Annotated in this window: 24 protein-coding genes, 1 tRNA gene and 1 pseudogene; 1 reads left to right on the top strand and 25 read right to left on the bottom strand. The window is 61.8% G+C overall.

Annotated features, from left to right (window positions below; genetic code table 11):
- Window positions 1–71 precede the first annotated feature (71 nt).
- The 17 genes from AZSP09_RS14515 to AZSP09_RS20155 all read right to left on the bottom strand — a co-directional run bounded on the left by AZSP09_RS14515 (window position 72) and on the right by AZSP09_RS20155 (window position 17232).
- Window positions 72–2324: a phage NrS-1 polymerase family protein gene (locus AZSP09_RS14515; protein ID WP_152090437.1), complete on the bottom strand. Its 2253-nt coding sequence runs from the start codon at window positions 2322–2324 to the stop codon at window positions 72–74.
- Between the two features lie 282 nt (window positions 2325–2606).
- Window positions 2607–2831: a helix-turn-helix transcriptional regulator gene (locus AZSP09_RS14510; protein WP_152090436.1), complete on the bottom strand. Its 225-nt coding sequence runs from the start codon at window positions 2829–2831 to the stop codon at window positions 2607–2609.
- A 221-nt stretch (window positions 2832–3052) separates the two neighbouring features.
- On the bottom strand, window positions 3053–4372 hold the full coding sequence (locus AZSP09_RS14505) for a tyrosine-type recombinase/integrase (protein WP_152090435.1): 1320 nt from the start codon (window positions 4370–4372) through the stop codon (window positions 3053–3055).
- 466 nt (window positions 4373–4838) lie between these two features.
- On the bottom strand, window positions 4839–5444 hold the full coding sequence (locus AZSP09_RS14500) for a hypothetical protein (protein WP_152090434.1): 606 nt from the start codon (window positions 5442–5444) through the stop codon (window positions 4839–4841).
- 7 nt (window positions 5445–5451) lie between these two features.
- Window positions 5452–5814, bottom strand: a complete 363-nt coding sequence (locus AZSP09_RS14495) for a response regulator (protein ID WP_130459397.1) — start codon at window positions 5812–5814, stop codon at window positions 5452–5454.
- Window positions 5815–5950: 136 nt separating this feature from the next.
- Window positions 5951–6337 carry a lactoylglutathione lyase gene (gloA, locus tag AZSP09_RS14490; RefSeq protein ID WP_130459398.1) on the bottom strand — a complete coding sequence of 129 codons (387 nt, stop codon included), beginning with the start codon at window positions 6335–6337 and terminating at the stop codon, window positions 5951–5953.
- Between the two features lie 23 nt (window positions 6338–6360).
- Complete coding sequence (locus tag AZSP09_RS14485) at window positions 6361–7137, bottom strand: M48 family metallopeptidase (protein ID WP_152090433.1); 777 nt, start codon at window positions 7135–7137, stop codon at window positions 6361–6363.
- Entirely contained in the window at window positions 7115–7858 is a 744-nt protein-coding gene (locus tag AZSP09_RS14480) for a lysophospholipid acyltransferase family protein (RefSeq protein ID WP_152090432.1), read from the bottom strand. The genes AZSP09_RS14485 and AZSP09_RS14480 overlap by 23 nt, the downstream gene beginning before the upstream one ends.
- A 4-nt stretch (window positions 7859–7862) precedes the next feature.
- Window positions 7863–8411 (bottom strand): D-glycero-beta-D-manno-heptose 1,7-bisphosphate 7-phosphatase, encoded by a 549-nt coding sequence (gene gmhB, locus AZSP09_RS14475; protein WP_014236303.1) that lies wholly within the window; start codon window positions 8409–8411, stop codon window positions 7863–7865.
- A gap of 22 nt (window positions 8412–8433) precedes the next feature.
- On the bottom strand, window positions 8434–10548 hold the full coding sequence (glyS, locus tag AZSP09_RS14470) for a glycine--tRNA ligase subunit beta (RefSeq protein WP_152090431.1): 2115 nt from the start codon (window positions 10546–10548) through the stop codon (window positions 8434–8436).
- A 2-nt stretch (window positions 10549–10550) separates the two neighbouring features.
- A complete protein-coding gene (glyQ, locus tag AZSP09_RS14465; protein WP_152090430.1) occupies window positions 10551–11480 on the bottom strand; it encodes a glycine--tRNA ligase subunit alpha in 930 nt (309 codons plus the stop codon).
- A 51-nt stretch (window positions 11481–11531) separates the two neighbouring features.
- On the bottom strand, window positions 11532–13049 hold the full coding sequence (gene lnt, locus AZSP09_RS14460) for an apolipoprotein N-acyltransferase (protein ID WP_152090429.1): 1518 nt from the start codon (window positions 13047–13049) through the stop codon (window positions 11532–11534).
- 1 nt (window position 13050) lies between these two features.
- The gene (locus tag AZSP09_RS14455) at window positions 13051–13896 is read right to left on the bottom strand and encodes an HlyC/CorC family transporter (protein WP_014236299.1); all 846 of its coding nucleotides are present in this window, start codon (window positions 13894–13896) and stop codon (window positions 13051–13053) included.
- A 59-nt stretch (window positions 13897–13955) separates the two neighbouring features.
- Window positions 13956–14414 carry an rRNA maturation RNase YbeY gene (gene ybeY / locus AZSP09_RS14450; RefSeq protein WP_130459404.1) on the bottom strand — a complete coding sequence of 153 codons (459 nt, stop codon included), beginning with the start codon at window positions 14412–14414 and terminating at the stop codon, window positions 13956–13958.
- Window positions 14411–15385: a PhoH family protein gene (locus AZSP09_RS14445; protein WP_014236297.1), complete on the bottom strand. Its 975-nt coding sequence runs from the start codon at window positions 15383–15385 to the stop codon at window positions 14411–14413. The genes ybeY and AZSP09_RS14445 overlap by 4 nt, the downstream gene beginning before the upstream one ends.
- Window positions 15385–16725 carry a tRNA (N6-isopentenyl adenosine(37)-C2)-methylthiotransferase MiaB gene (gene miaB, locus AZSP09_RS14440; RefSeq protein WP_014236296.1) on the bottom strand — a complete coding sequence of 447 codons (1341 nt, stop codon included), beginning with the start codon at window positions 16723–16725 and terminating at the stop codon, window positions 15385–15387. Before miaB ends, AZSP09_RS14445 begins: the two co-directional genes overlap by 1 nt.
- A 48-nt stretch (window positions 16726–16773) precedes the next feature.
- Entirely contained in the window at window positions 16774–17232 is a 459-nt protein-coding gene (locus tag AZSP09_RS20155; RefSeq protein WP_197739019.1) for a hypothetical protein, read from the bottom strand.
- A gap of 103 nt (window positions 17233–17335) precedes the next feature.
- Between AZSP09_RS20155 and AZSP09_RS14430 the strand changes: the two genes are divergently transcribed.
- A tRNA-Met gene (locus AZSP09_RS14430) sits at window positions 17336–17412 on the top strand.
- Between the two features lie 132 nt (window positions 17413–17544).
- On the opposite strand, the gene pilQ is transcribed toward AZSP09_RS14430, so the two are convergent.
- The 8 genes and pseudogenes from pilQ to AZSP09_RS14390 form a co-directional block, all read right to left on the bottom strand.
- Window positions 17545–19719, bottom strand: a complete 2175-nt coding sequence (pilQ, locus tag AZSP09_RS14425; RefSeq protein ID WP_152090428.1) for a type IV pilus secretin family protein — start codon at window positions 19717–19719, stop codon at window positions 17545–17547.
- Window positions 19716–20246 carry a pilus assembly protein PilP gene (locus AZSP09_RS14420; RefSeq protein WP_130459407.1) on the bottom strand — a complete coding sequence of 177 codons (531 nt, stop codon included), beginning with the start codon at window positions 20244–20246 and terminating at the stop codon, window positions 19716–19718. The genes pilQ and AZSP09_RS14420 overlap by 4 nt, the downstream gene beginning before the upstream one ends.
- Window positions 20243–20926: a type 4a pilus biogenesis protein PilO gene (locus AZSP09_RS14415; RefSeq protein ID WP_014236292.1), complete on the bottom strand. Its 684-nt coding sequence runs from the start codon at window positions 20924–20926 to the stop codon at window positions 20243–20245. The genes AZSP09_RS14420 and AZSP09_RS14415 overlap by 4 nt, the downstream gene beginning before the upstream one ends.
- Window positions 20923–21492, bottom strand: a complete 570-nt coding sequence (locus AZSP09_RS14410; protein WP_152090427.1) for a PilN domain-containing protein — start codon at window positions 21490–21492, stop codon at window positions 20923–20925. The genes AZSP09_RS14415 and AZSP09_RS14410 overlap by 4 nt, the downstream gene beginning before the upstream one ends.
- A pseudogene (gene pilM / locus AZSP09_RS14405) lies at window positions 21489–21650 on the bottom strand (pilus assembly protein PilM); the annotation flags it as partial. The pseudogene pilM and the gene AZSP09_RS14410, both read right to left, overlap by 4 nt.
- Before the next feature lie 360 nt (window positions 21651–22010).
- Window positions 22011–22475 (bottom strand): MaoC family dehydratase, encoded by a 465-nt coding sequence (locus tag AZSP09_RS14400; RefSeq protein ID WP_152090425.1) that lies wholly within the window; start codon window positions 22473–22475, stop codon window positions 22011–22013.
- Window positions 22476–22555: 80 nt separating this feature from the next.
- On the bottom strand, window positions 22556–24196 hold the full coding sequence (locus AZSP09_RS14395; protein ID WP_152090424.1) for an electron transfer flavoprotein-ubiquinone oxidoreductase: 1641 nt from the start codon (window positions 24194–24196) through the stop codon (window positions 22556–22558).
- A gap of 26 nt (window positions 24197–24222) precedes the next feature.
- Window positions 24223–25155 carry an electron transfer flavoprotein subunit alpha/FixB family protein gene (locus tag AZSP09_RS14390; RefSeq protein ID WP_152090423.1) on the bottom strand — a complete coding sequence of 311 codons (933 nt, stop codon included), beginning with the start codon at window positions 25153–25155 and terminating at the stop codon, window positions 24223–24225.

Here is a 25155-nt window from a genome sequence, read left to right as displayed (position 1 = left end):
ACTTACTGGACTCGCTTTCGCATAAGAAATAGCGAGGGGGCTAAAGGGTGCCAAGGGGGCAGCGCGTCGGTTCATGTGCGGCACAGTTCGCGCTCAATCTCAAGCGTGCTGGCCTGCTTCCACCGCTGTGGGTTCCGCAGTACCCAGACCTTCTGCTTTGGCCTACCGCCCAGCGTCAGCGGCTTAGCGATTCGCTCAATACCCGCCTTCGCCGCAATGGGTGCCAGCAGCTTCCACCGCCTGCTAGCCTCGGGCGACAAGCTAGGCGGCTCGCCGTAGATGTACTGGAATAAGTGATCCGCCAGGACAAGATCGCGGGTACAGGACGCAACCAGTTCAGCGGCTCGCTCGTCCTCGTGCGTCATACTGGTAGCGACGACCGATTGCTTGGCCTCGTTCATCACTGCGCGCTCGCCGGGGTTGAACGCCGATATGTCACGCCTCAGCAGGAACTCGCGCACCGACGCGACAAACGCTGAATCGCCCAGCGCGCGGTAGAGCTTCGAGTAATAGTCCGCGCCCCGTGGTTCGCTCGGGTTGCGGATCACGTTCCAGCGGCGGTCGTCCGCGTGCAGCGGTAGCGCTGACTCGTAGTTGGAGAACAGCAGCCAGCGGCAGCAATTCACTTCGCTATGCTGGATGCCGTACTTGGCATTGATGAAGCGCTCCGAGGTCGTCACCATCGACTTGAGCTTTTCGGAGTGCTGCCACCGCTCGCCCGTGCCTCCCTCGTTAATCTCATCGACGACCGCCAGCAGCTTGCGCGATAGCTGACCGTTGAAGCCGTTCTGGAAGGTGCCTTTCAGGTCGTAGTCCAGCGCCACATGCCCAGACCAGACGCACGCCATCAGCGACGCGAGCCAGTTGCGACCCACACCCTGCGACGTGGCGATCATCAGATAGTGCGCGTGCGGCAGCTCGCCCGGTTTCTGTTCAATGTGTGCAAGCCAGTCAAGAAAGCGCTCCCGCTCCGCCTCGTCGGACACCAGATAGCGGACATGCTCGACAAACGGCTGCACCCGTGCCTGCCAGTCGGCGGGCGGGTTGTGGGGTTTCGGCTTCCACAGGTTCATGGCTGGCCGACCGTCAGGGCTGGCGCAAAACTCACCCGCGCGAGGGTCGAACGTCAGCGTATAGACAACGATGCGCCGTTCATCCTGCTGCCAGATATTGAACGTCGGCACCCACTTCATTTCGCCCGTCTTCTTGTCCTCAATCTCCGTCCTGTTGTGTGCTAGCAGGGTGCCCATGACATTCGGGGGCACCCGTATAGCGGGCATGTCGCGGAAGGTGACAAGGGGCTTCTCGGCAGCCACAAACACCAGCGACTGAAGCATCATGTCCAGCTTCATTGACGGTGCGCGCGTGGCGCTCAGATCAATGTCGCCTTCGCCAATCTGCTTGAAGCGAAAACGCTGCTTTTCCCTGCTCTCCGCAAGTGCCGCGTCAATGGCAGCGTTGAGCGCTGGCATCTGCGCCTTGATGGCGTCGGCCCGCTGCTGCTCGATGGCCTGCCTACCTCGAATCTTGCTCAGGGAGGTGTTCAGGTAGCGGTCATCCTTCTGTGCCTTCTCGCGCTTGCCAAGACGCGAGTCACGGAAGCACCGCCTCACCTGTTCATTGCTCTCGCTGTAAAACGCAAGGATGCTCAGCAATGCGAAGTCGGCTTCACTCTGCGATGTGTAGTCCTCTTGCCACTGCCCCTGCCACAGCTTGCAGAACTTCTCCGCGTTGCTGGCGCTGACCGCGCGGAGCAAGACATGCCAATCGTCGGCGTCCTCCGGTAGCTCTACCATCCCGGATGCTGTGGTCTGCTCCTGCCCGATGGAGTCCAGCAACGCGGCGAGTTGCTGCGGGCGGGCTGCAATGGGACGGTCAAGCATCACATCGCCGGTGCAGATGATGAATCGCTCCTGCGAATACACCTCCACGCCGTCTTTGCGCCTGCCCTTGCCGATCTTGCCTTCGATCCAGATATGGAAGCCTTTGCCTGACTTGGACCGCTCGGTGTAGCTGTCGAAGGCTCGGATGCCGTTGTGGTATCCCTCGACGACCTGCGGCGCGGTGCCGTCTTTCACGTCGAGGTCAATGCAGGCGAACGGGTCGGACTCATGCAGCACGTATCCGATATGCAGCCTCTTGGCGGCGGCTGCTCGGCATGCCGTGTCAAAGTCCGTCCATGTACTGCGGTCAGTGACGCTCGCGGCGCGACCGTGAGCGGTTAGCGGGCACTTGTCAGCACCAGCGAGCACCCATTGCGGGCGGTCGCGTAGCGCTGCCGGTAAGTTTCCCCAGCGCTCGGGCTGCGGGGCGGCTGGGGTCACGTTTGCATGCTGGTCGCCGCTAGGGTACTGGCACGCTGGCGGTGCGGCCTGTACGCCGTTTTGCGCAGGCTGCATTCCATCTTGCATTTCGCATGACGGCTGCCCTACGCTGTTTCCGTGTTGATTCATATGCAGTACCTCCTGAGCGGCAGCGGTGTGCAGACCCTGCCGCTTTTTCTTTGGTGGCGTACTGTGCAGTTACTCGACGCGCCGGGACTGGCGCTAAAGGGTTGGCACGCTTCTAAAAATTCGCTGCTGAACATGGTTGCTGGCGTTGCATGTTCAGTACGATTGCAGGCCTTGGTGGCTGGTGCCGGTGCGGGTGCGCTCGTCCAAGTAAGCAAGCAAGTCCGCTTCGGCATAGCGCACCAGTGCGCCCACCTTGCGGAACTTCGGCCCCTTCTTCTCGTAGCGCCAAATCTCTAGGGTGTTCTTCTTCACGCCGAGCAGTTCGGCAGCCTGCGCGGTGTTGAGCAGCTTGATCGCTGTGGAGGTAGCAGTAGTCATGACAAGTCCTCATCGACTTGCCTTACCGCGTGCGGGGAGTTAGTTGGCGCAACGGCAAGGCATGGCTTGTCGTCTGGTTAGCGCTGCCCACTGACGAATTCGGGCGTGCTAGGCGCTTCTGAAGTGCCTAGCCAGGGGGCGTTGCACCCCCTAGGCTTTTTTATATGCTATGGCTCTTAATGCTTGATAGCAAACACTTTTTTATCGGGCTAGCCCGATTTTCAGGCCCGTATTGGGATCACGTTTTCACCCTTGGCAGCGTCCTTGGCAATCTGCCCCTGCTGCACTATCCACGCGCTGATCTTCTGCATAGCGGGGAGCAGCACGGCGGGGTCAGGGTTGTTCGCGTAGGAGGTGCCATGCACGTCGCTGGCAAGGTGATTGAGCAACTGCCGACGCTGGTCACTGTCAACGACGACGATTTGCGCCACGTCCTCAAAGGTGCGCCGGAATGCGTGTGGGTGCAGATGCGTTCCCGCCACCTCTGATACCTTCTTGTCAAGGAAGGCGCGAGGGTCGAAGAGATAGCCCTTCTTGCCACGCATCGCGGGAAAGACAAAGTTGTTACCCTTGATGCGATTCTCATAGCGACGGGTCAGCAGCGTGTGCAGCGCATCGCTGAGCGGCAGGGTCAGCGGGTTGTGGTTCTTGGTCAGGTCGCCGGGAATGTGGAAAGTCGGGAGTTTGCCGTCCAGCTTCACCCTGTCCCATGTCAGCGTTCGAGTCTCCGAAACACGGGTGCCCGCCAGCAACATAAACGCGACCATGTCCGCGCTGACGCAAGTGGTCGTGATGTTCGTCGCAGGGTCGCTGTGCTGCTCCAGCAGCGCCCAGACCGCGCCTATCTTGTCGCGCGGGACGCGGGTGGTGCGGGGCTTCTCCTTGTTCCATTGCGCCATGCCCCCTTGCTTGAACATCTGCGACACAGGGTTGATAGGCAGGATCGGATACGAGCCGTCAGCGGTAGCGTTCTTCTCGCGCGCCCAGTTGAGCAAGGCGCGAAGGTTGCGGAACGCCTGATTGGTCTGCACGGGTGCAGTCTTGGACAGTTCGCGGAAGCGCTTGATGCAAGCATCGCGGCTGATGCTGGCCACTGGTTCATCTGCCCAGTCGGAGAAGGTGCCCTCCACACAGCGCCGAATGTCAGCCTTGCTGCTGGGGCGCAGTGGTCCGTTCTTCGTGCGCTTGTGTTCGATGTAGTCCTCCATCACCTCGCGGAGCGTTTCGGACTGCGCGGCGACCTTCTTTTTCTCAACCTGTGGGTCAAGCCCGTCCAGCATCTCCAGCCGCTTCACTTGGGCACGCTTGCGCGCCTCATCACAGCTCAGCAGTTCAGCGGAACCGAGGGTGAAGCGCCTGTCCTTGCCTGACCCATTCACGCGCCCGCGAACGATGTAGCTCTTAGCACCTGCGGCGGTGATGCGCAGCCCCAGCCCGGCCGTCTCTGTATCCCAATAGAAGGCCTGATCCTTGTCGGTGGGCGCTGGTAGCGCCTTCACTTTGAGGTTCGTAAATTTGAATCTGGTTTGTAGAATGCTCATATCGGCGTGCTCCTGCTAAATGGAACGTCGGTCACGCGCCCGGGAGTGTTCGCAGCACTCGCCGGGCGCACTCGTTACAAGCCCTCGGAAGAGCCATGTACGCACAATGTACGCGACGCAGGTAGAAGCACGCAATAGCGCATGGTACTAAATAAAACGCCAAGTCGTTGATTTATAAGGGCATGCAGGCGTACATAAAGGCGGGACAAAGCGGGTAAAATGCCTACCCGCACAACTCATAATCCTTTGGTCCAGGGTTCAAGTCCCTGCGGGCCCACCAAACAAAACCCCAGCCGGCAACGGCTGGGGTTTTCTTTTTGTCCGCACTAAATAATGCGCATGGGGGCATGGGAATTGCGGAACACGATGGGCAACACCCGACATCCGGAATACACCATACTGACGCTCAAAAAAAGCAATCGAAGCGCTGACCCAGTGTGAAGCCCCACCGCCCTCGGCTACGAAATTAGGGCATGGCCACAACCAGCGCCGGATCATCCCAGTGTTTCAGCAGGATGCGGCGTACCCGGTCCTGCCAGAGGAGGCGGAAATCACGGCCGTCCGCCTCGCTGGCTTCGCCGCTGAGCAGGGCCTGGAGCAGGCCGCCCATACGGGGATCGGGAGGGACGGAGGATAGGTCGAGGCTCAGGGTGACGGCGCTGCCGTCGTCCAGGCGCCGGAAGGTGAACGTGCCGCCACCGCCCTGGCTGAAGGCCAGCAGGTTGCGGCGCGAGTGCTGGCCGGCCAGGCCCTTGAAACCGCCGCTGCCGGCGGCGCCGGTGAGCAGGGTGAGAACGCTGGCGATGACGCCGGTGACACCCTCGTCCAGGGAGTCGCCGCAACTGACGTGAAAATTGCCCCGCCGGGGTACTTCGCTCCCGTACAAGCAGCCCATGGCGCGGCTGGCGAGCAGGTAGGCGCCGGCCACCGTGGGGCAGGAATGGCCGGCCAGGCGCACGGCATCGGCATAGCGGTATTCGATGAGGCCGCCTTCCGCCGCCCCCAGGAACTCGGCCAGGGGATCCCGCAGCAGGATCGGCGGCACCTGGGCGAAGAAGGCGGGGAAGGTCATGCTCCGCTCAGCCGCCGACGAGGGCCATGGCTTCGGCGACGGAAACCGGCGTCACCGGCTTGCGCACGAACTGCACCGCAAGGGCGGCCGCCTTGTCGCGAATGGCATCCTGGATATTGGCGGTCAGCAGGGCCAGCTGGGCCGTGCTGCCCTGGGCCCGGACCCGGGAGGCGAACTCCAGGCCGTCCATGCCGGGCATGTTGTAGTCGATGGTCATCAGGTCGAAAGCCTGGCCGTCGCACTTGGCCAGGGCCTCGTCACCGGTGCCGGCCTCTTCCACCGTCCAGTCCGGATGCTTGTCCAGCATGATGGCGCGGATCATCATCCGGCTCACCCGGCTGTCGTCCACCACCAGAACGCGCTTGCTCATTTCCTTTGTCTCCACTGTCAGGGGCAGTCTAGCGGGGCACCTGGCCCTGCCGCCTTGATCCAAATCGGCTTTGAGGATCGCCCATAACCCCCGCCGTCGCCAAGGAGGAAAATCACACCCTCCCGGCCGCCCAGGGCTAGCTGTGCTTCTGGATCAGCTCGATCTTGTAGCCGTCCGGGTCTTCGACGAAGGCGATGACGGTGGTGCCGTGCTTCATCGGGCCGGCTTCCCGCACCACCTTGCCGCCCCGGGCCTTGATGGCGGCGCAGGCGGCGTAAGCATCGTCCACTTCCAGGGCGATGTGGCCGAAGCCGTTGCCCAGCTCGTAGGCGGGGGTGTCCCAGTTGTGGGTCAGTTCGATCACGGCGCCCTCGCTTTCCGGGCCGTAGCCGACAAAGGCCAGGGTGAAACGGCCATCGGGGTAATCCTGGCGGCGCAGCTGCTGCATGCCGAGGACCTCGGTGTAGAAAGCCAGGGAACGGTCCAGGTCGCCGACCCGGAGCATGGTGTGCAATAGACGCATGAAAAACTCCTGCTGTTGAAGGATCACCAGCGCGGCAGGGTCTGGGCCAGACGCTTGAGCTCGGCCCGGGCCTGCTGGTAATCGGGATAAAGTCGCTCCACCACGGACCAGAAACGGGGCGAGTGGTTCATTTCCCGCAGGTGGGCCAGCTCGTGGGTCACCACGTAATCGACCACCGCCAGGGGAAAGTGGATGAGGCGCCAGTTGAGACGGATGCCGCTGACGCGGCTGCAACTGCCCCAGCGGGTGCGGGCCGAACTGAGGGCCAGGGGCGGCACAGCAACACCGAGCAGAGGGGCGTAATGATCCAGGCGCTCGGCGAACAGGGTACGGGCCCGCGCTTTCAGGGCCTTCTCCAGCAACGGTCGCGGATCCTTGGCCTCAGGCAGGCATAGCTGGAGATTCCCGTCGATCCAGGAGATGCGGGCAGGGCCGGCCGTGATGCGCACCGATATTACCTCTCCGAGCAGGGGCAGGGACATGCCGTCGCTCACGCTGACCGCCGTCTGGATCTGGCGCTGGCGCCATTCCTCCAGCTTGCCCAGGACCCAGTCCTGATGCTGGTGGATCAGCTTCTCCACCTCCCGCACGGAAGCGCGCAGGGGCGCGCCGACCCGCAGGCCCCGGTGGTCGATGGTGAGGCCGATGGTGCGCCGACGGCTGCGCCGCAACTCGTAGGGAATCAGTCGTTCGCCGAGCAGCACGGCGGCGCCCCGGGCGTCCGCCGGCGGCCGCTCTGCCGGATCGCGAAAGAGGGCCAGTTCGAGCTGGGGGGAATCAGGCCTGCTGGGACGACCCATCGCAATAACGGTGCGGGGAGATGCGGTGCATCTCGCCTTCGATCCAGGCTTCCACCTGGCGGTTCACTTCTTCCACCGTCAGGCCGCTGGCGTCGATGGCCGGGCCGAAGCTGATGGTGACGGTGCCCGGCTGCTTGATGAAGGCATTGCGCCGCCACACCTCGCCGGCGTTGTGGGCCACCGGCACCACCTTGGCCTTGGCCTGCACCGCCAGGTGGGCGCCGCCGGGCTTGTAGCGCTTCTTCTGGCCCGGAGCGACGCGGGTGCCCTCGGGGAAGATGATGACGCTGATGCCACGCCGCAGCAGGGCCGTGCCCTGTTCGGAAACCTGGGCCAGGGCATCCATGCCGGCCTTGCGGTCGATGGCGATCATGCCGATCGCCTTGAAGGCCCAGCCGAGGAAGGGCAGCAGCAGCAGCTCCCTCTTCAGCACGAAGACCATGCGCGGGAACCACTGCTGCAGGGCCACGGTTTCCCAGGCGGATTGGTGTTTGGAAAGCACCACCACGGCCTCGTCGGGAATGTTCTCGATGCCGACGACCCGGGTGCGGATGCCCAGCACCCCGCGCACCAGGAGGCCGAGGAAGATGGAACGCCAGATGTCGATCAGGACGTAGGCGGTGTTCACATGGAACGGCGCGACGACACAGACCAGAGCCCCGAAGAAGGCAATCAGGGGGACCGACAACAGGGTGAACAACAGGGAGCGGATCAGGGCCATAGGGTCAGTTCTTGCCGTTGCCGAGCAGATGATCGACGGCGGCGGAGAGATCGGGGAAGACTTCGGTGGCGTAGGGCAGGTCGCCCTCTTCCTGGGTTTTCTCGCCCTTGCCGGTGAGCACCAGGATGGGGGAAGCGCCGGCCCGGGCGGCGGCCTGCAGGTCGCGCAGGGAATCGCCGATGGCCGGCACGCCCTTCAGTTCGGCGTTGTACACCGCGGCGATGCGCTGGAACATGCCGGGCTTGGGCTTGCGGCAGTCGCAGCCCGCATCGGCGGCGTGGGGGCAGTAGAAGATGGCGTCGATGCGCCCGCCCGCCGCCGCCACGGTCTTGTGCATCTTTTCGTGGATGGCGTTGAGGGTATCCATGTCGAACAGGCCGCGCCCGACGCCGGACTGGTTGGTCGCCACCACCACCCGGTAGCCCGCCTGGTTCAGCTTGGCGATGGCTTCCGGGCTGCCGGGAATGGGCTTCCACTCGGCCGGGCTCTTGATGAACTGGGCCGAGTCGAAGTTGATGACGCCGTCCCGGTCGAGGATGACAAGTTTCTTCATGGTTGCGTGCGCTCCGCGAAACTCAGGCCGACAGCTTGGAAATGTCCGCCACCTGGTTCATGGCCAGGTGCAGGGTGGCCAGCAGGCCGAGGCGGTTGGCCCGCAGGGCGGGGTCTTCCGCATTGACCATGACGTCGTTGAAGAAGGTATCCACCGGCGCCTTGAGGGCGGCCAGGGACTGCAGGGAGGCGGCGTAGTCGCCCTTGGCGAAGGCCGCTTCGGCAGCCGGCTTCACCTCGGCCAGGGCCTGGGCCAGGGCCACTTCGGCGGCTTCCTGGAGCAGGGCGTTGTCGATCTTGGCAGCCACGCCCCCTTCCACCTTTTTCAGGATGTTGCCCACCCGCTTGTTGGCAGCGGCCAGGGCCTCGGCTTCCGGCAGGGCGGCAAAGGCGCGCACGGCGGCCAGGCGCTTGGGGATGTCGCCCAGGCGCTGGGGCCGCTGGGAGACCACGGCATCCACTTCCTGGGCGCTGTAGCCCTGCTCCCGCAGACTGCCGGCGAGGCGGTCGTAGATGAAATCGGCCAGGGCCTCGTTGGCGGCCTTGAAGCCTTCCACCTGGGAGAAGGTGGCGGCGGCACCGGCCAGCAAATCGGAGAGCGGCAGGGCCAGGTCGCCCTCGGCCAGCATGCGGATCACGCCCAGGGCGTGGCGACGCAGGGCGAAGGGGTCCTTGTCGCCGGTGGGAATCTGGCCGATACCGAAGAGGCCCACCAGGGTTTCCAGCTTGTCGGCCAGGGCCACCACGGTGCCCACATTGCCCCGGGGCAGGCTGTCGCCGGCGAAGCGGGGCTTGTAGTGGTCCTCGATGGCGTCGGCGATATCGGCGGAGAGGCCGTCATGCAGCGCGTAGTAGCGGCCCATGATGCCCTGCAGTTCGGGGAACTCGCCCACCATGTCGGTGAGCAGGTCGGCCTTGGCCAGCAGGGCGGCCTGTTCGGCCTGCAGTGCCAGGGCTTCGCCGCCGAGCTGCTGGCCGATGGCCTTGGCGATGGCGCAAACCCGCTGCACCCGCTCGCCCTGGGTACCCAGCTTGTTGTGATAGACCACCTTGGCCAGGCCGAGGACGCGGGATTCCAGGGTCTTCTTGCGGTCCTGGTCGAAGAAGAACTTGGCGTCGGCCAGACGGGGGCGCACCACCCGCTCGTTGCCGCCGATGACGGCGGAAGGATCGGCCGGGGCGATGTTGCTCACCACCAGGAACTGGTTGGTCAGCTTGCCGCTGGCGTCCAGCAGGGGGAAGTACTTCTGGTTGGCCTTCATGGTGAGGATCAGGCATTCCTGGGGCACGGCCAGGAACTCGGCTTCGAACTTGCCGATCAGCACATTGGGACGCTCCACCAGGGCAGTGACCTCGTCCAGCAGGGCCTCGTCCTCGATGGGCTTGAGATTGGGGCCGGCCTTGGCCGCCGCGGCTTCGAGCTGGCGCACGATCTCGGCGCGGCGCTCGGCAAAGCTGGCGATGACGGCGCCGTCCCGCTTCAGGGTATCGGCATAGCTGTCGGCGTCGGCGAAGGTCACCACTTCCTTGGCCGCTTCGAAACGGTGGCCCAGGGTGGTGTTGCCGGAGGTCAGGCCGAGGATGGCGAGGGGCACCACCTCGCTGCCGTGCAGGGCCACCAGACGATGGGCGGGGCGCACGAAATTGACACTGGTCCAGCCGTCCTGCAGCTGGTAGCTCATCACCTTGGGAATGGGCAGGGCGGCCAGGGCCGCTTCCAGGGCCTTCTGCAGGCCTTCGGCCAGGGCGGCACCCTTGGCCAGGCTGTCGTAGAACAGCACTTCGGCCTTGCCGTCGTTCTCGCGGCGCAGGCTGGGGACGACGGAGGCGTCAGCACCCAGGGCGGCAAGCTTCTTCAGCAGGGCCGGGGTGGCGTTGCCGGCAGCGTCCAGACCCACGGCCACGGGCATCAGCTTTTGCACCACGGGCTTGTCGGCGGCCACGGCCAGCACGTCGGTCACATGGGCGGCCAGACGGCGGGGCGAGGCGTAGGCGGTGACGGCGGCGGCTTCGGGCGCCAGGCCCTGGGTCTTGAGGGACTGGGCCAGGGTCTGGGCGAAGACTTCGCCCAGCTTCTTCAGGGCCTTGGGCGGCAGTTCCTCGACGAACAGTTCAACGAGCAGATTCTTGGCGGACATGATCAGGCGACTTTCTTGGCGTTCTGTTCTTCAAGCTTGGCCAGCACTTCGGCGGACCATTCCTTGGGCGCCATGGGGAAGCCCAGGCGGGCGCGGGAATCCAGGTAGGACTGGGCGACGCTGCGGGCCAGGTTGCGGATGCGGCCGATGTAGGCGGCCCGCTCGGTGACGGAAATGGCGCCCCGGGCATCCAGCAGATTGAAGGTGTGGGCAGCCTTGAGCACCTGCTCGTAGGCCGGCAGGGCCAGCTGGGCCTGCATCAGGTGCTGGGCCTGCTTCTCGTGGGCACCGAAGGCGGTGAACAGGAAGTCGGCGTCGCTGTGCTCGAAGTTGTAGGTGGATTGCTCCACCTCGTTCTGGTGGTACACATCGCCGTAGGTGAGGCCTTCGGTCCACTTCAGGTCATAGACGTTTTCCACGCCCTGCAGGTACATGGCCAGGCGCTCCAGGCCGTAGGTGATCTCGCCGGTGATGGGCTTGCAGTCGATGCCGCCGACCTGCTGGAAGTAGGTGAACTGGGTCACTTCCATGCCGTTCATCCACACTTCCCAGCCCAGGCCCCAGGCGCCCAGGGTGGGGTTTTCCCAGTCGTCCTCGACGAAGCGCACGTCGTTCTTCTTCAGGTCGAAGCCGAGGGCTTCCAGGGAGCCCAGGTACAGCTCCAGGATGTTGTCGGGAGCGGGCTTGAGCACCACCTGGAACTGGTAGTAGTGCTGCATGCGGTTGGGGTTTTCGCCGTAGCGGCCGTCCTTGGGCCGGCGGGAGGGCTGCACATAGGCGGCCTTCCAGGGCTCGGGGCCGATGGCCCGCAGGAAGGTGGCGGTGTGGCTGGTGCCGGCGCCGACTTCCATGTCGTAGGGTTGCAGGAGGGCACAGCCCTGTTTGCTCCAGTAGTCCTGCAGACGCAGGATCACTTCCTGAAAGGTAGGCATGGGTATGGGGTTCGCCAAAAAGCGTTGGAAATTTGTCGGAAACGTTGGATTTTACTGGGTTTCCCGCCGCCGCGCCAAAGCACCTGCAGCCAGGAGAAGGGTCGCCAGAAACAGGGCCACCGTATTGCCGGTGCGGGCAAAGGGCGTCAGCCCCTGGTAACCCCGCACCTCGGCCACCAGGGCGCCCCGGGTGAAGGGCGGCAGCACGGCCTGGACCCGCCCATCCGGGGCCACCACGGCGGTCATGCCGGTGTTGGTGGCGCGCAGCATGGGGCGACCGGTCTCCAGGGCCCGCAGCTGGGCGATCTGCAGATGCTGGGGCTGGGCCAGGGAACGGCCGAACCAGGCGGTGTTGGAGAGATTGACCAGCAGGGTGGCCCGGGGCAGGGCATGGATGATCTCGCCACCGAAGACGTCTTCGTAGCAGATGTTGGGAGCGATCTGCTGGCCGGCCAGGGCCAGGGTCGGCTGTTGGCCGCCGCCGGAGGAAAAGTCCGACATGGGCATGTGCATGAGGTCGAGGAACCAGCGGAAGCCCGGCGGCACGAATTCGCCGAAGGGCACCAGGTGGGCCTTGCTGTAGGACTGCTGGGGACTGGCGCCGAAGCCGATGGCGCTGTTGTAGTAGCGCCGCTCGCCGCTGCTCTCGTCGGCCACCGGCACCCCCAGCAGCAGGTCGCCACCGCGGCGGGCCGCCAGGGCCTTGAGGTCGGCGATGAACTCGGGGGGCAGCTGGTCGTAGAGGGCCGGCACGGCGGTTTCCGGCAGCACCGTCAGGTCCGCCGGATTGTCCCGGGCCAGGCCGACGTAGGTGGTGAGGGAATCGAGAAAGCGCTCCGGCTGCCATTTCAGATCCTGGGGAATGTTGCCCTGGAGCAGGGCCACCCGCAGCGGCTCGCCCACCGGCGCAGTCCATTGCACCAGCCCCAGCCCGGCGCCGAGGCCGAGCAGCAGCAAGACCAGCAGCCCAGGCAGACGCTGGCGCCCCACCACCGCCAGGGCGCCCCAGGCGCCCAGCAGGGCGGAGGCCAGGGACACGCCATACACGCCGAGCAGCGGCGCCAGACCGGCCAGGGGCGACGGCGGCGACTGGGAGTAACCCAGGGCAAGCCAGGGAAAACCGGTGAGCACCCAGCCGCGGGCCCATTCGGCCAGCACCCAGCTGGCAGCGAACAGGCATGCGCTTCTCCAGGATGCCTTGCCGGAGAAGTCCAGCCGGCGGGCGCTCCAGGCCGCCGCCATGGGATAGAGGGCCATGTAGGCGCACAGGGCCAGGGTGGCCAGGGCGGCCACCGGCAGGGGCATGCCGCCGACATCGTGGAGGCTGACATAAACCCAGGAGACGCCGCCGAGGAATTGGGCCAGGCCGAAGGCGAAACCGCGCCAGGCCGCCGCCCGGGGCGACGGCGCCCGGCTCACCAGGAGGAACAGGGCGCCCCAGCTGAGCCAGGCCAGCCAGAAGACAGCGAAGGGAGCGAAGGCGCCCACCCCCAGCAGGCCGGCGCCGGCCGCCAGCAGACGGGCCCGCCCGTCGCTGCGCAGTGGGGAGAGGAAACGGGAGATTCCCACCTTATTCGGTATCGCCGATGGTGCGAGGCGTATCCACCAGCAGGGTATACAGGCGCCGGCTGTCGGCCCGCAGGACCTGGAAGCGGACGTGGCCCACCTCCACCACTTCGTTGCGCTTGGGCACCCGGCCCAGGTGGTGCAGCAGCATGCCGCCGACGGTGTCGAAATCGTCGTCGGGGAAAGTGGTGCCGAAGGCGTGGTTGAAGCTGGCGATCTCGGTCTGGGCCTTGACCCGGTAGCGGCCGGACTGGTCCAGCTGGATGTTGTCCACCGTCTCGTCGAAGTCGTACTCGTCCTCGATCTCGCCGACGATCTGCTCCAGCACATCCTCGATGGTCACCAGGCCGGCGACGCCGCCGAATTCGTCCACCACGATGGCCATGTGGTTGCGGCTGACGCGGAACTCCCGCAGCAGCACGTTGAGACGCTTGGATTCAGGGATGAAGACGGCGGGGCGCAGCCAGTTGCGCAGGCTGAAGTCCCGCTCGATGATGGAGCGCAGCAGGTCCTTGGCCAGGAGAATGCCCAGCACGTCGTCCTTGCTCTCGCCAACCACCGGGAAGCGGGAGTGGGCGGTCTCGATCACCGTGGGGATGAGCTGGTCCAGGGAGGAGTCGATGTCGATCACGTCCATCTGGGCCCGGGGCACCATGACGTCGCGGACGGAGGTTTCGGAGGCGGCCATGGCCCCTTCGATGATGGTCAGGGCGTCGGCGTCGAGCAGGTCGCGCTCGAAGGCGGAATGCAGCAGGGCGAGGAGTTGCTCCCGATCCTCGGGCTCGCGCAGGAGGAGGGAGGAAAGACGTTCGAGCAGGGTCGGTTTGGGCGAACTAGGGGAAGGGTCCATGGGCGGGGTTGGGCAACGGAAATTGGGGATGGGGAACCTGGGCGCCCCACCGGTACCGCTCAGGCGGCGTAGGGATCGGGGTAGCCGAGGCCGGCCAGGATGTCGCGTTCCCGGGCCTCCATGTGCTCGGCCGCCGCTTCTTCTTCGTGGTCGTAACCTTGCAGGTGCAGCATACCATGCACCACCAGGTGGGCGTAGTGAGCTGCCAGGGGCTTGCCCTGCTCGGCCGCTTCCCGGGCCACCACGGCATGGCAGATGACCAGGTCACCCATGACGACGGGCTCGTATTCGTAGGGGAAGGAGAGGACGTTGGTGGCGTAGTCCTTGCCCCGGTAGTCCCGGTTCAGCTCCTGGCCTTCGTCGGCTTCCACCAGGCGGATGGTGACCTGGCCACCCTTCATGCCGTCCACGTTGAGGGCGGCGCGGGCCCAGGCACGGAAATCGTCGCGGCAGGGTAGGCCTTCCCGGTTACAGGCGTATTGCACCGAGAGGTTGAGGCGGCGGCTGGGCTGGTTCATGGCTTGCGTCCGTGTTCTTCGTAGGCGGAGACGATGCGGGCCACCAGGGGGTGGCGCACCACGTCTTCCTTGAGGAATTCGGTGAAGGCGATGCCCCGCACTTCGCGCAGGATCTGGGCCGCTTCACGGAGACCGCTCTGGTGGCCCCGGGGCAGGTCCACCTGGGTCAGGTCGCCGGTGACCACGGCCTTGGCGCCGATGCCGATGCGGGTGAGGAACATCTTCATCTGTTCCGGCGTGGTGTTCTGAGCCTCATCGAGAATGATGAAGGCGTGGTTGAGGGTGCGCCCGCGCATGAAGGCCAGGGGGGCGATCTCGATGGCGCCCTTTTCGTAGAGCTTGGTCACCTTGTCGAAGCCCATCAGGTCGTAGAGGGCATCGTAGAGGGGACGCAGGTAGGGATCCACCTTCTGGGCCAGGTCGCCGGGCAGGAAGCCGAGGCGCTCACCGGCCTCCACTGCCGGCCGGGTGAGGACGATGCGCTCCACCTGGTCCCGCTCGAAGGCATCCACGGCGCTGGCCACGGCCAGATAGGTCTTGCCGGTGCCGGCGGGGCCGATGCCGAAGGTAATGTCGTGATCCTGAATGTGCTTCAGGTATTCGATCTGGCGCGGCGTGCGGCCGTGCAGTTCGCTCTTGCGCGTGATCAGGGCCGGCGAGGTGGGGTCGATGCCGGCGGAACCGGCCCGGGCCGGCTGGTTCAGCAGTTCGATAAGCCCCAGCTGGATGTCGTCCACCGACAGGGGCTCCCTGGCCTTGGCGTAGAAGCGGCTGATGGCGTCGGAGGCACGGCGGGCCTGGGCGACGGAACCGTGGAAGGTGAAACGCTCGCCGCGGCGGGTGATGGTCACATCCAGGGCCGTCTCGATCTGCCGCAGGTTCTCGTCCAGGGCGCCGCACAGGTTGGCCAGGTACTGGTTGTCCACCGGGGACAGGAACAGCTCCAAGGGCCGGGTTTTGCTCGCACCCATCAGGCGGCCACGCCTTCCCGGGTGACGATCTCACCCCGCAGGGAATGGGGCAGGGCCGAAGTGATGGTGACGTCCACGAAGTGGTTGATGAGGCGGGGATTGCCGACGAAATTGACCACCCGGTTGTTGTCCGTGCGGCCGGCCAGCTCGTTGGCATCCTTCTTCGACGTGCCTTCCACCAGCACCCGCTGCACCGTGCCGACCATGGCCTGGGAAATGGCCATGGCCTGCTCCTCGATGCGCTTTTGCAGACGAGCGAGGCGGGCCAGCTTCACATCCTGGGGCGTGTCATCTTCCAGTTCCACCGCCGGGGTCCCGGGGCGGGGGCTGTAGACGAAACTAAAGGAGGTGTCGAAGCCCACGTCCTCGATCAGTTTCATGGTCTTCTCGAAATCCTCCTCGGTCTCGCCGGGGAAGCCGACGATGAAGTCGGAGCTGAGGGAAATGTCGGGCCGCGCCACCCGCAGCTTGCGGATGATGCTCTTGTATTCGATGGCGGTATAACCGCGCTTCATCACCGCCAGCACCCGGTCGGCGCCGGCCTGCACCGGCAGGTGCAGATGGGAGACCAGCTTGGGCACCTTGGCGTAGGTGTCGATCAGGCGCTGGGTCATTTCCCGCGGGTGGGAGGTGGTGTAGCGGATGCGTTCGATGCCGGGCATCTCTGCGATGTACTCGATGAGCATGGCCAGGTCGGCGACCTCGCCGCCAAACTCGCCGCGGTAGGCATTGACGTTCTGTCCCAGCAGTGTCACTTCCTTCACCCCTTGCTGGGCCAGGCCTGCCACTTCGGTGAGGATGTCCTCAAAGGGGCGGGACACCTCGGCGCCCCGGGTATAGGGGACGATACAGAAGGTGCAGAACTTGGAACAGCCTTCCATGATGGAAACGAAGGCGGTGGCCCCCTCCACCTTGGCCGGGGGCAGCGCGTCGAATTTCTCGATTTCCGGAAAGGAAACATCCACCGCCGCCTTGCCCTGGCTCTTCCGCTCGGCAATCAGCTGGGGCAGGCGGTGCAAGGTCTGGGGACCGAAGACCACGTCCACATAAGGCGCCCGGGCCACAATGGCGGCACCTTCCTGGCTGGCGACACAGCCACCAACGCCGATCACCAGATTGGGATTGAGCTTCTTCAGGTGCTTGACCCGGCCCAGGTCGTGGAAAACCTTCTCCTGAGCCTTTTCCCGCACGGAACAGGTATTGAAGAGAATGATGTCCGCCTCTTCGGGGTTGTCGGTCTTTTCCAGGGGTTCGGACTGGTTCAGCACATCGGCCATCTTGTCCGAGTCGTATTCGTTCATCTGGCAGCCGAAGGTTTTGATGTAAAGCTTTTTGGACACGGGATCGCTACGTATAGGTGATGAAGGCCGGAATGGCCGGAAGCTGCATCAGTTGGAGGAGGCTGCCGCAGTGCCGGCAGTGCCCATGGTAGGCAAAGTGGGCAATGGCAGCGGTTGGGCCGGAATTTTCCGGGGATTCAGGTTCGCATATTCAGCCGCAGACAGGATCCAAACGCGGATCACATCGCCATTTACATCCACCTGATACCGCACGGGCACCCCACCGCTAACGGATGCCAGTACATCGGGCATCCGGATCAGATTGTCTGTTCCGCGAATCTGCGCCCCTGGCGCCAGCCGATACAAATAAGCGCCAATGGCAATCTGACCATTGCTCACTCCCTTGAGTTCGCCAAACGACGCCCCATCAGGAATGGCTCGCATGATTTCACCCTGCGCCTGCACCGCCATGGCGGACAGCAACGACAAGAGCAACAGAAATCTTCGTAAATTCATCGGATTATTATACAGCACGAAAACCACCCGCCTTGTCAGGCCGGAATCCAAACGCCCCCCCAAGCGGCACGACGCTGGATAGTTGACCTGGAGCGCCCTGAAAGATAGAATCGCGCACCTTGGATTGGGGTCGCACGCGGCCGCCAAACAATATGGTGATGTAGCTCAGACGGTTAGAGCGATGGATTCATAACCCATAGGTCGGCAGTTCGATTCTGCCCATCACCACCAAACACCAAAGAAAATGGCCCGCATTGCGGGCCATTTTCTTTTGCTCGTCCACTCAGCACTCCTCTGCCCAGCAGGTTGCCATTTCAGCGCAACCCGAAGCGGCGGCCATCATCAGACGGCCGCCGACGAGCTTTAACGCAAAGCCAAGTCGCCAGAGACAATTTTCGGTGTGATGAAAATGAGCAGCTCCACCTTGTCTCGATCAGTCCGGGTATTGCGGAACAGGAAGCCGACATAAGGCAGGTCACCCAGGAACGGAATACGGCTGGTGGCCTGATTCTCGGTTTCTTCGTAGATACCACCAATTACCACAGTACCGCCGTTCTCTACCAGGATGTCGGTCTTAATGTGTTTGGTCTTGATGGCAATCACATTGCTGGCGATGGTGGTATCGGGAACATCCTTGTTGATATCCAGAGACATGATGACCCGGCCATCCGGCGTAATCTGGGGCTTCACCTTCAGGGACAGATTCGCCTTCTTGAACATCACGGCGGTGGCCCCGGAACTGGTAGCCTGCTGGTAGGGAATTTCAATACCCTGCTCAATGATGGCCTCTGCCTGATCCGAGGTCATGACACGAGGGCTGGAAACCACCTTCCCTTTGCCATCCACTTCCAAGGCCGACAGCTCCAAGTTGAGGAAGCGGGTGGCACTGGGATTAAAAAGGACCAGCGAGAAAGCTCCGGCTTGGGAACCCTTGATCGCACTGGCAGGCAAATTAACGCTAGTCGCAGAATTATTGTAGGTGGCCGAATTATCCAGCATGACCTTCGCTGGCCGCGTGATCGTTTCAATACCCGTTGTCGCATCAATGGTACGGCTAATTACGTTCTGATAGGTCTCCCGCGCCTGATCCAGCATGCTGCCGCCAATCCGCCCTTGTAGTCGATTAGCCCTACTTGCGGGGTCGCTAATATCATTGAAGCCGAGGCGAACACCGAGGTTCTTGCTGAAATTATCGGTAGCCTCGACAATTCGGGCCTCAATCAACACTTGACGAACCGGCACATCAGTTTTGGCGATGATTTTCCTCAGCTCCTCGAGCCGGGTAGGCGTATCTTGAATGAAGAGCGTATTGGTGCGAGGGTCCATCACCGCGCTGCCACGCTTGGATAGAATCCGTTGCTTTTCATCGGTCAGTACCTTGTGGAAAGCCTCTGCCCGTTGATAGTTCAATTGAAAGGTTTCTGTCTTCAACGGCTCAACATCGCTGATCTGCTGCTTGGCCTGAAGCTCCAGCTCTTCCTTCTTCAACAACTCATCCTTCGGGGCAATGAGCAGAACGGTTCCCCGCCGACGCTTATCCAATCCACCCCGCTCCAGAATCAGGTCAAACGCCTGATCCCACGGAACATTTTGCAGGCGCAGGCTGATCGAGCCGGACACGGTATCCGACATCACGACGTTGTAGCCAAATTCCTCACCCAGCGTTTGCAGCAACTGTTTTACCGGGGTGTTCTGGATATTGAGGGATATCTTGTCACCACCATACTCGTGCGGGCCGCCGGAACGGGCCAGTTTGTTCGGATCTTCAGAAACGGCCTTAACCTCAATGACAAACTGATTTTCAGCCTGATAGGCCTGATGTTCCCAGAGCCCTTTCGCTGAAATTGCAACCCGAGCATTGCCGGCCTGCGGCATTGCCGTAACACTGGTTACAGGCGTCGAAAAATCGGTCACATCAATCTTCTGGGCCATGTGTGGCGGCAGAGTTGCCTTCTGGAACTCGACAATTACCTGCTCCCCTTGCTGGCGTACATCCACACCAACATTGGCATCACTGAGATCAATGACCACTCGCCCTTCCCCGCCCGCCCCTCTCCTAAAATTAATCGAGCGGATTGCGTGGGTAGTCGCCGCATATTTTGACTCGGCAAACTGACTGACCTTGTTGTCAGCCACAATCGCTCCGGTCACTTTCGTCAGCGTGACGTAAACCTGATTGCCCTCTAGGCGCGTTTCGTAGGCCATGGGCTGATTCAGATTCAGAACCAACCGGGTCCGCTTATCGGACTGAACAACGTTATAGCCACGAATACCGCCGCTGGACAACTGCTCGGCATTTTTACCGAGGCTGTTTTCCGTATCCGGAAAATCCAAAGCCACGCGCGCCGGGCTGGCAACACTGAAACTGGCAGGGATCGCAGCCAGCGGATTTTTTAAAGACACCTTGAGAGTTACGGAGTCGCCCTGGGTTGCTACATTAATCGCTTCAATCGCGTTGGATTGAGCCACCCCATAGGCGGAGAAGGATAGCAATCCCAGCAGGGATGCAACCTTCAGGATCTGTTTATAAAACTTCATTTTCCGTCCCCCGTTTCCTGGAGTTGTAGCGAGCTGACACGCTCCACCCAATCACCAGAACTTTCCTGAACCAACTCACGCAAAACAATCTGCGTTTCATCAATATTGGTAATGATCCCAAAGTTCTGGCCCATGTAATTCCCGATCTTTACCTGGTGCAGCGAACTGTCAGCCAGAACAATCCCATTTGCCAGCTTTCCCCGATAGAGGAAGCCCACATACTTCAGTGATTCAAGCGGATAAGCTTCCAAGGCCTCCTTCGGGCGATTGAAGTCCGGCAGCAGCCCACCTCCGCCCGCTTTGTTGGCCGGGTTCAGCTTGGCTGCCTTGAATGGATCAATATTGCCGGCGGCATCGTAAGCAACGGCTTCATAAGGCTTCATCTCAGGAAGAGGGGCCACTCGCCCTTTCAGATCCTTGGTGGATTCTTGCATCCACTGCTTCAAGTCCTCGTGCTCACCATCCCCGCATCCGCCAAGAGCCAAAACGAGCACACTTGCACCGATCGCTAGACGACGGTTACTCATTTTTTGCCTCCAGCAGCTTTCTTCGCAGCTTCTTGTGCCGCCTTCTTCTGCTTGGCGACCTCTTCTTCATCCAGATAACGGAAGGTTTTGGCAATAGCCTCCATGCTGAGGCTGCCATCTTTTTGAGGGGCGATTGCGATGTTGTTGAGCGTAACGATACGAGGCAACCTGCCAATATCCTCGGCAAAAGCACCCAAATCGTGGTAATTCCCGGTCAATTTTACGGAAACAGGAAGCTCCGCATAAAATTCCTTAAGCGCCTCCTGACCAGGCTTGAATAACTCAAAGGAAAGCCCCCGCCCCAAACCGGACTGATTGATTTCCACGAGAAGGGATTCAACTTCTGCCTTGTTTGGTAGTTGTTTCAGCAATGCGCCGAACGAGCGGTCAATTTCATTGAGCTGCTGCTCATAAAGGCTCAAGTTGATTGTCTGGCGCTTTTTGCTGACATATTCGTCCTTGAGCTTCAGCTCTTCCTCTCGCCGGCCATCTAGCACACCATACTGCTCACTCCAGACGACCACGTAACCTGCAACCAACAGGCCAACAAAAAGTCCAATCAGCACGGCAAACCTTGGGACAGCCGGCCAGGCTCCAATATCATTGGGGTTAAGGTTACGAAAATCCTGTGCGATTTTTTCAAAGTTCAGCGCTGGCAAAGAGATTTTTGGCTTATTCATTTTTTCTCCTTGGCCGTATCCGAAGACTCTCGCGTCAACGTCAAGGTCATGCTGAACTCGCTCAAACGCCGACGCGCCACATCTACCGACTTGATTTCAATCAGATTGGGCTTCTCCATCCATTGGGAAGCCTCCACGTTACGCATCAACGTCGAGACTCGAGCATTGGACTGGGCCAAGCCGGTGAGGGTTACCTGCCCCCCCTCCTGCTTGATCGACTTCAGATAAACCCCCTCAGGTACCTGAATCGCCAACTCGGAAAGAAGCCGAACTGCCTCGGCACGATCGCGCTGCAGGGACTCGATAACCTGCTTGCGAGCCAGCAAAGCCTGGGTTTTCTCACGCAAGCCCTTGATCAGATCAATATCCTTGTCCAGGCTGGCAATTTCCTTTTTCAGGAAGGTATTTTTTTCTTCCTGAACGCTGATATAACCACCAATCACGGTATAACCAAGGAAAATAATGAGACATGCCAAAACGGAGATTAGCCCCGCCAAAGCATAAAACTGCTGCCGCCGCGCCTTGCGCTTTTCCTCGCGGTGAGGAAGAAGATTTATTCGAATCATTCTTCAAACCTCCGCAAGGCCAAGCCACAAGCCACCATTAGCGAAGAGGCATCATTGACCAGGTTGCGCGGTCGGACGCGGTCCGAGACGGACATGCCGGCGAAGGGATTGGCGACCAGGCAGTTGACCTGGGTCCGAGTGGCCACCACTTCGTCCAGCTGTGTATGCCAGTGAATATGAGCAACCCTCCCGGCGTAATGAGCACGTAGTCCGTTGCTCATGAGCGTTGCTAATGCACAGAACAACGCCACCAATGCGTTTGAATTTTAAAATATTCTTATTTGCACACTTATAAAATGAACTCTCCGTGGTCTCGGATCGGCGAAGCCGAACGAGCCAGGCGCCAAGCGAAGCGCGGCAGCAGTCGAAGGAAGGGGAAATTAGGGACTCGTCCCGATCAGAACCGGTCAAACGCCAAGCTTCTACCCGGGATGTTCAAGGGACCGGTCAACTCTGGAACCTGCCGGAGGGCCAATTCACACTGGTCGGCCATTCCGGTTGTTGGAAGACCGCAGGCGCTACATCAGCAATGCGCCAGATTGCCGACGTTGCACGACTAGGTTGCCTATAAAACACAAGACTGCTTCTTTATTTTGGGTATATGTAGTTACTCGAACCTTAACCATACCGCGTTCCGGACGCGATTTTGAAGGACGTGTATCGAGAATCTCACACTCGACATGTAACTCATCTCCAGGTCTGACCGGTTGTGGCCAACGTAACTCCTCGACCCCCGCGCCAACTAGCCCTCCGGCCGGATTAAGATAGCTAGCGAGGATTAGCCGAATCGTCATAGCAGCGGTGTGCCAACCACTCGCAGTCAATCCACCGAATATAGTGTCTCGCGCAGCTACTTCGTCAAGGTGAAATACTTGGGGATCAAATTCAGAAGCGAATTCAACCATTCTTTCCTTTTCAATTCGTAGTGATCCGGATTGAAAAATCTGCCCGATTACAAAATCTTCAAGATAGTTAATGTTCATGAGGTTGGCTTCTGCTTTAGCGGTGTCGCGCAAATGATGAAACGATATTGAAACGCCATCTGCACGGCGATGCTCGTTCTCTACATGTTGGGATAGTTCGGCCCACCGCCACCTTCCGGCACCGTCCAGTTGATGTTCTGGGTCGGGTCCTTGATGTCGCAGGTCTTGCAATGCAGGCAGTTCTGGCCGTTGATCTGGAGCCTTGGCTTGCCTTCATCCTCACCGAGGATTTCGTACACGCCAGCCGGGCAATAACGCGTTTCCGGCGAACCGTACTTGGCGTAATTGACCGAGATGGCCACCGACTCATCCTTCAAGCGCAGATGGCACTGCTGGTTTTCCTCGTGGTTGGTTGCCGAGAGGAAGACCGAGGACAGGCGATCGAAGGTGATCTTGCCGTCCGGCTTCGGATAGTCGATTTTCGAATAAGCGTTCTTGTCACCCAGCTGCGAGTGATCGTCGTGGTGATGCATGGTCCACGGTGCCTTGCCGCCGAATACGTAGGTATCAATCGCGCCGTACGCCAGTGCACCGAACAGGCCCCACTTGAAGGCCGGACGGATGTTGCGCACCTTGTACAGCTCTTCCCACAGCCAGCTCTGCTTGATCAGCTCACCGTAGGCCTTGACCTCGGTACCGGCGTTTTCCTTGAACAGGTGCTCGAACACGGCCTTGGCGGCGACGATGCCGGACTCCATGGCCATGTGCGTGCCCTTGATCTTCGGCACGTTGAGGAAGCCGGCGGTATCGCCGACCAGCACGCCACCCGGGAAATGCAGCTTGGGCACCGACTGGTAACCGCCCTCCGACAATGCACGGGCACCGTAGGAGATGCGACGGGCGCACTCGAAGTAGCCGCGAATGGCCGGATGCGTCTTGTAGCGCTGGAACTCCTCGTAGGGCGATAGCCAGGGATTCTTGTAATCCAGACCGACGACCATCCCCACCGCCACCAGATTGTTTTCCAGGTGGTAGAGAAAGGAACCGCCATAGGTGTCGCTTTGCAACGGCCAGCCCACACTGTGCACGATCAGGCCCGGCTGATGCTTGGCCGGGTCGATTTCCCACAGCTCCTTGATGCCGATACCGTAGGTTTGCGGATCAACACCATCACGCAGGTTGAACTTGGCCCACAGCTCCTTGGTCAGCGAACCGCGGCAACCTTCGGCAAAAATCATCTGGCGGGCATGCAGTTCCATGCCCGGCTGGAAGTTATGGCCGGGTTGGCCATCCTTGCCAATGCCGAGATCGCCGGTCGCAACGCCCTTGACCGAACCATCCTCGTGATAGAGCACTTCGGCGGCCGCGAAACCCGGGTAGATTTCGACACCCAGCCCCTCGGCCTGCTCACCCAGCCAGCGGCAGAAGTTGCCCAGACTGATGATGTAGTTGCCGTGGTTGCCCATCTGCGGCGGCGTCGGCAGCTTGAAAGAGCCACCTTCGGTCAGGAACAGCAGGCGATCTTCACCGGCCGGCGTGTTGAGCGGCGCGCCGCGTTCTTGCCAATCCGGGAATAGCTCCTGCAGCGCATGAGGTTCCAGCACGGCGCCGGAGAGGATATGGGCGCCGATTTCGGAGCCCTTCTCCAGCAAGCAAACGGAAACATCCTTGCCTGCCTGCTCAGCCAGCTGCTTGAGACGGATCGCCGCGGTCAGCCCGGAAGGGCCGCCGCCGACGATTACGACGTCGTATTCCATTGCATCGCGATCGGTACGCGTCATCTTTATCTTTCTTGTAGGTGAAAAGACTAATTCAGCTCCGCAACAAGAGCAGGAGCAGTTTCGAATAAGTCCGCTACCAACCCGTAATCCGCCACCTGGAAGATCGGTGCATCCGGATCCTTGTTGATGGCGACGATGACCTTGGAGTCCTTCATGCCAGCCAGATGCTGGATAGCGCCGGAAATACCGACGGCGATATACAGTTGCGGCGCGACGATCTTGCCGGTCTGGCCGACCTGGTAGTCGTTCGGGACGAAACCGGCGTCGACCGCAGCACGCGAGGCGCCAAGGGCGGCACCCAGTTTGTCGGCGAGCGGCTCGAGCAGCTTGTGGTAGTTCTCGCCGCTGCCCAGGCCACGACCACCGGAAACGATGATCTTGGCGGCACCCAGTTCCGGACGCTCGGACTTGGTCAGTTCGCGACCTTGCAGGGCGCACTGGGCAGTGTCGTCGGTAGCGGCAATCGCTTCAACCGCGGCGCTGCCGCCATTGGCGGCGGCATCGAAGGCGGTGCCGCGCACGGTGATGACCTTGACGGCATCGGCGCTCTTGACGGTAGCCAGCGCGTTGCCGGCGTAGATCGGGCGGACGAAGGTGTCGGCCGATTCGACGGCGGTGATTTCGGAAATCTGCGCCACATCAAGCAAAGCGGCGACACGCGGTGCGACGTTTTTGCCGAAGGTGGTGGCCGGGGCCAGGATGTGGCTGTAGCCGGCGGCATTGGCGATAACCAGCGCAGTCAGGTTCTCGGCGGTCTGCGCGTCGAACTGGGCGGCATCGGCTACCTTGACCTTGGCGACGCCTTGCAGCGCGGCGGCTTGCTGGGCAGCGGCGGCACAGTTGGCGCCGGCGACCAGCACGTGGATGTCGCCACCGATTTTCTGGGCGGCGGTGACGGTGTTCAGGGTGGCGGCCTTCAGGCTCTGGTTGTCGTGTTCAGCGATAACGAGAATGGTCAT

It is taken from the genome of Azospira sp. I09, assembly GCF_009177135.1.
In the GTDB taxonomy this organism is placed as follows: Bacteria; Pseudomonadota; Gammaproteobacteria; order Burkholderiales; family Rhodocyclaceae; genus Azospira; species Azospira oryzae.
The sequence above is the reverse complement of the archived record's forward strand: the minus strand, read 5'-3'. Positions and strand labels throughout refer to the sequence as shown.

Bases quoted from the DNA above. Each gene is read 5' to 3' on its own strand.
- AZSP09_RS14410 (WP_152090427.1), bottom strand. From the start codon at position 21,492: ATGATTCGAATAAATCTTCTTCCTCACCGCGAGGAAAAGCGCAAGGCG.
- AZSP09_RS14415 (WP_014236292.1), bottom strand. From the start codon at position 20,926: ATGAATAAGCCAAAAATCTCTTTGCCAGCGCTGAACTTTGAAAAAATC.
- glyS (WP_152090431.1), bottom strand. From the start codon at position 10,548: ATGTCCGCCAAGAATCTGCTCGTTGAACTGTTCGTCGAGGAACTGCCG.
- AZSP09_RS14400 (WP_152090425.1), bottom strand. From the start codon at position 22,475: ATGAACATTAACTATCTTGAAGATTTTGTAATCGGGCAGATTTTTCAA.
- AZSP09_RS14485 (WP_152090433.1), bottom strand. From the start codon at position 7,137: ATGGGTCGTCCCAGCAGGCCTGATTCCCCCCAGCTCGAACTGGCCCTC.
- AZSP09_RS14390 (WP_152090423.1), bottom strand. From the start codon at position 25,155: ATGACCATTCTCGTTATCGCTGAACACGACAACCAGAGCCTGAAGGCC.
- AZSP09_RS14445 (WP_014236297.1), bottom strand. From the start codon at position 15,385: ATGGGTGCGAGCAAAACCCGGCCCTTGGAGCTGTTCCTGTCCCCGGTG.
- AZSP09_RS14510 (WP_152090436.1), bottom strand. From the start codon at position 2,831: ATGACTACTGCTACCTCCACAGCGATCAAGCTGCTCAACACCGCGCAG.
- gmhB (WP_014236303.1), bottom strand. From the start codon at position 8,411: ATGAAGAAACTTGTCATCCTCGACCGGGACGGCGTCATCAACTTCGAC.
- AZSP09_RS14395 (WP_152090424.1), bottom strand. From the start codon at position 24,196: ATGACGCGTACCGATCGCGATGCAATGGAATACGACGTCGTAATCGTC.
- ybeY (WP_130459404.1), bottom strand. From the start codon at position 14,414: ATGAACCAGCCCAGCCGCCGCCTCAACCTCTCGGTGCAATACGCCTGT.
- pilQ (WP_152090428.1), bottom strand. From the start codon at position 19,719: ATGAAGTTTTATAAACAGATCCTGAAGGTTGCATCCCTGCTGGGATTG.
- AZSP09_RS14480 (WP_152090432.1), bottom strand. From the start codon at position 7,858: ATGGCCCTGATCCGCTCCCTGTTGTTCACCCTGTTGTCGGTCCCCCTG.
- AZSP09_RS14420 (WP_130459407.1), bottom strand. From the start codon at position 20,246: ATGAGTAACCGTCGTCTAGCGATCGGTGCAAGTGTGCTCGTTTTGGCT.
- AZSP09_RS14495 (WP_130459397.1), bottom strand. From the start codon at position 5,814: ATGAGCAAGCGCGTTCTGGTGGTGGACGACAGCCGGGTGAGCCGGATG.
- gloA (WP_130459398.1), bottom strand. From the start codon at position 6,337: ATGCGTCTATTGCACACCATGCTCCGGGTCGGCGACCTGGACCGTTCC.
- AZSP09_RS14455 (WP_014236299.1), bottom strand. From the start codon at position 13,896: ATGGACCCTTCCCCTAGTTCGCCCAAACCGACCCTGCTCGAACGTCTT.
- AZSP09_RS14505 (WP_152090435.1), bottom strand. From the start codon at position 4,372: ATGAGCATTCTACAAACCAGATTCAAATTTACGAACCTCAAAGTGAAG.
- AZSP09_RS14500 (WP_152090434.1), bottom strand. From the start codon at position 5,444: ATGACCTTCCCCGCCTTCTTCGCCCAGGTGCCGCCGATCCTGCTGCGG.
- glyQ (WP_152090430.1), bottom strand. From the start codon at position 11,480: ATGCCTACCTTTCAGGAAGTGATCCTGCGTCTGCAGGACTACTGGAGC.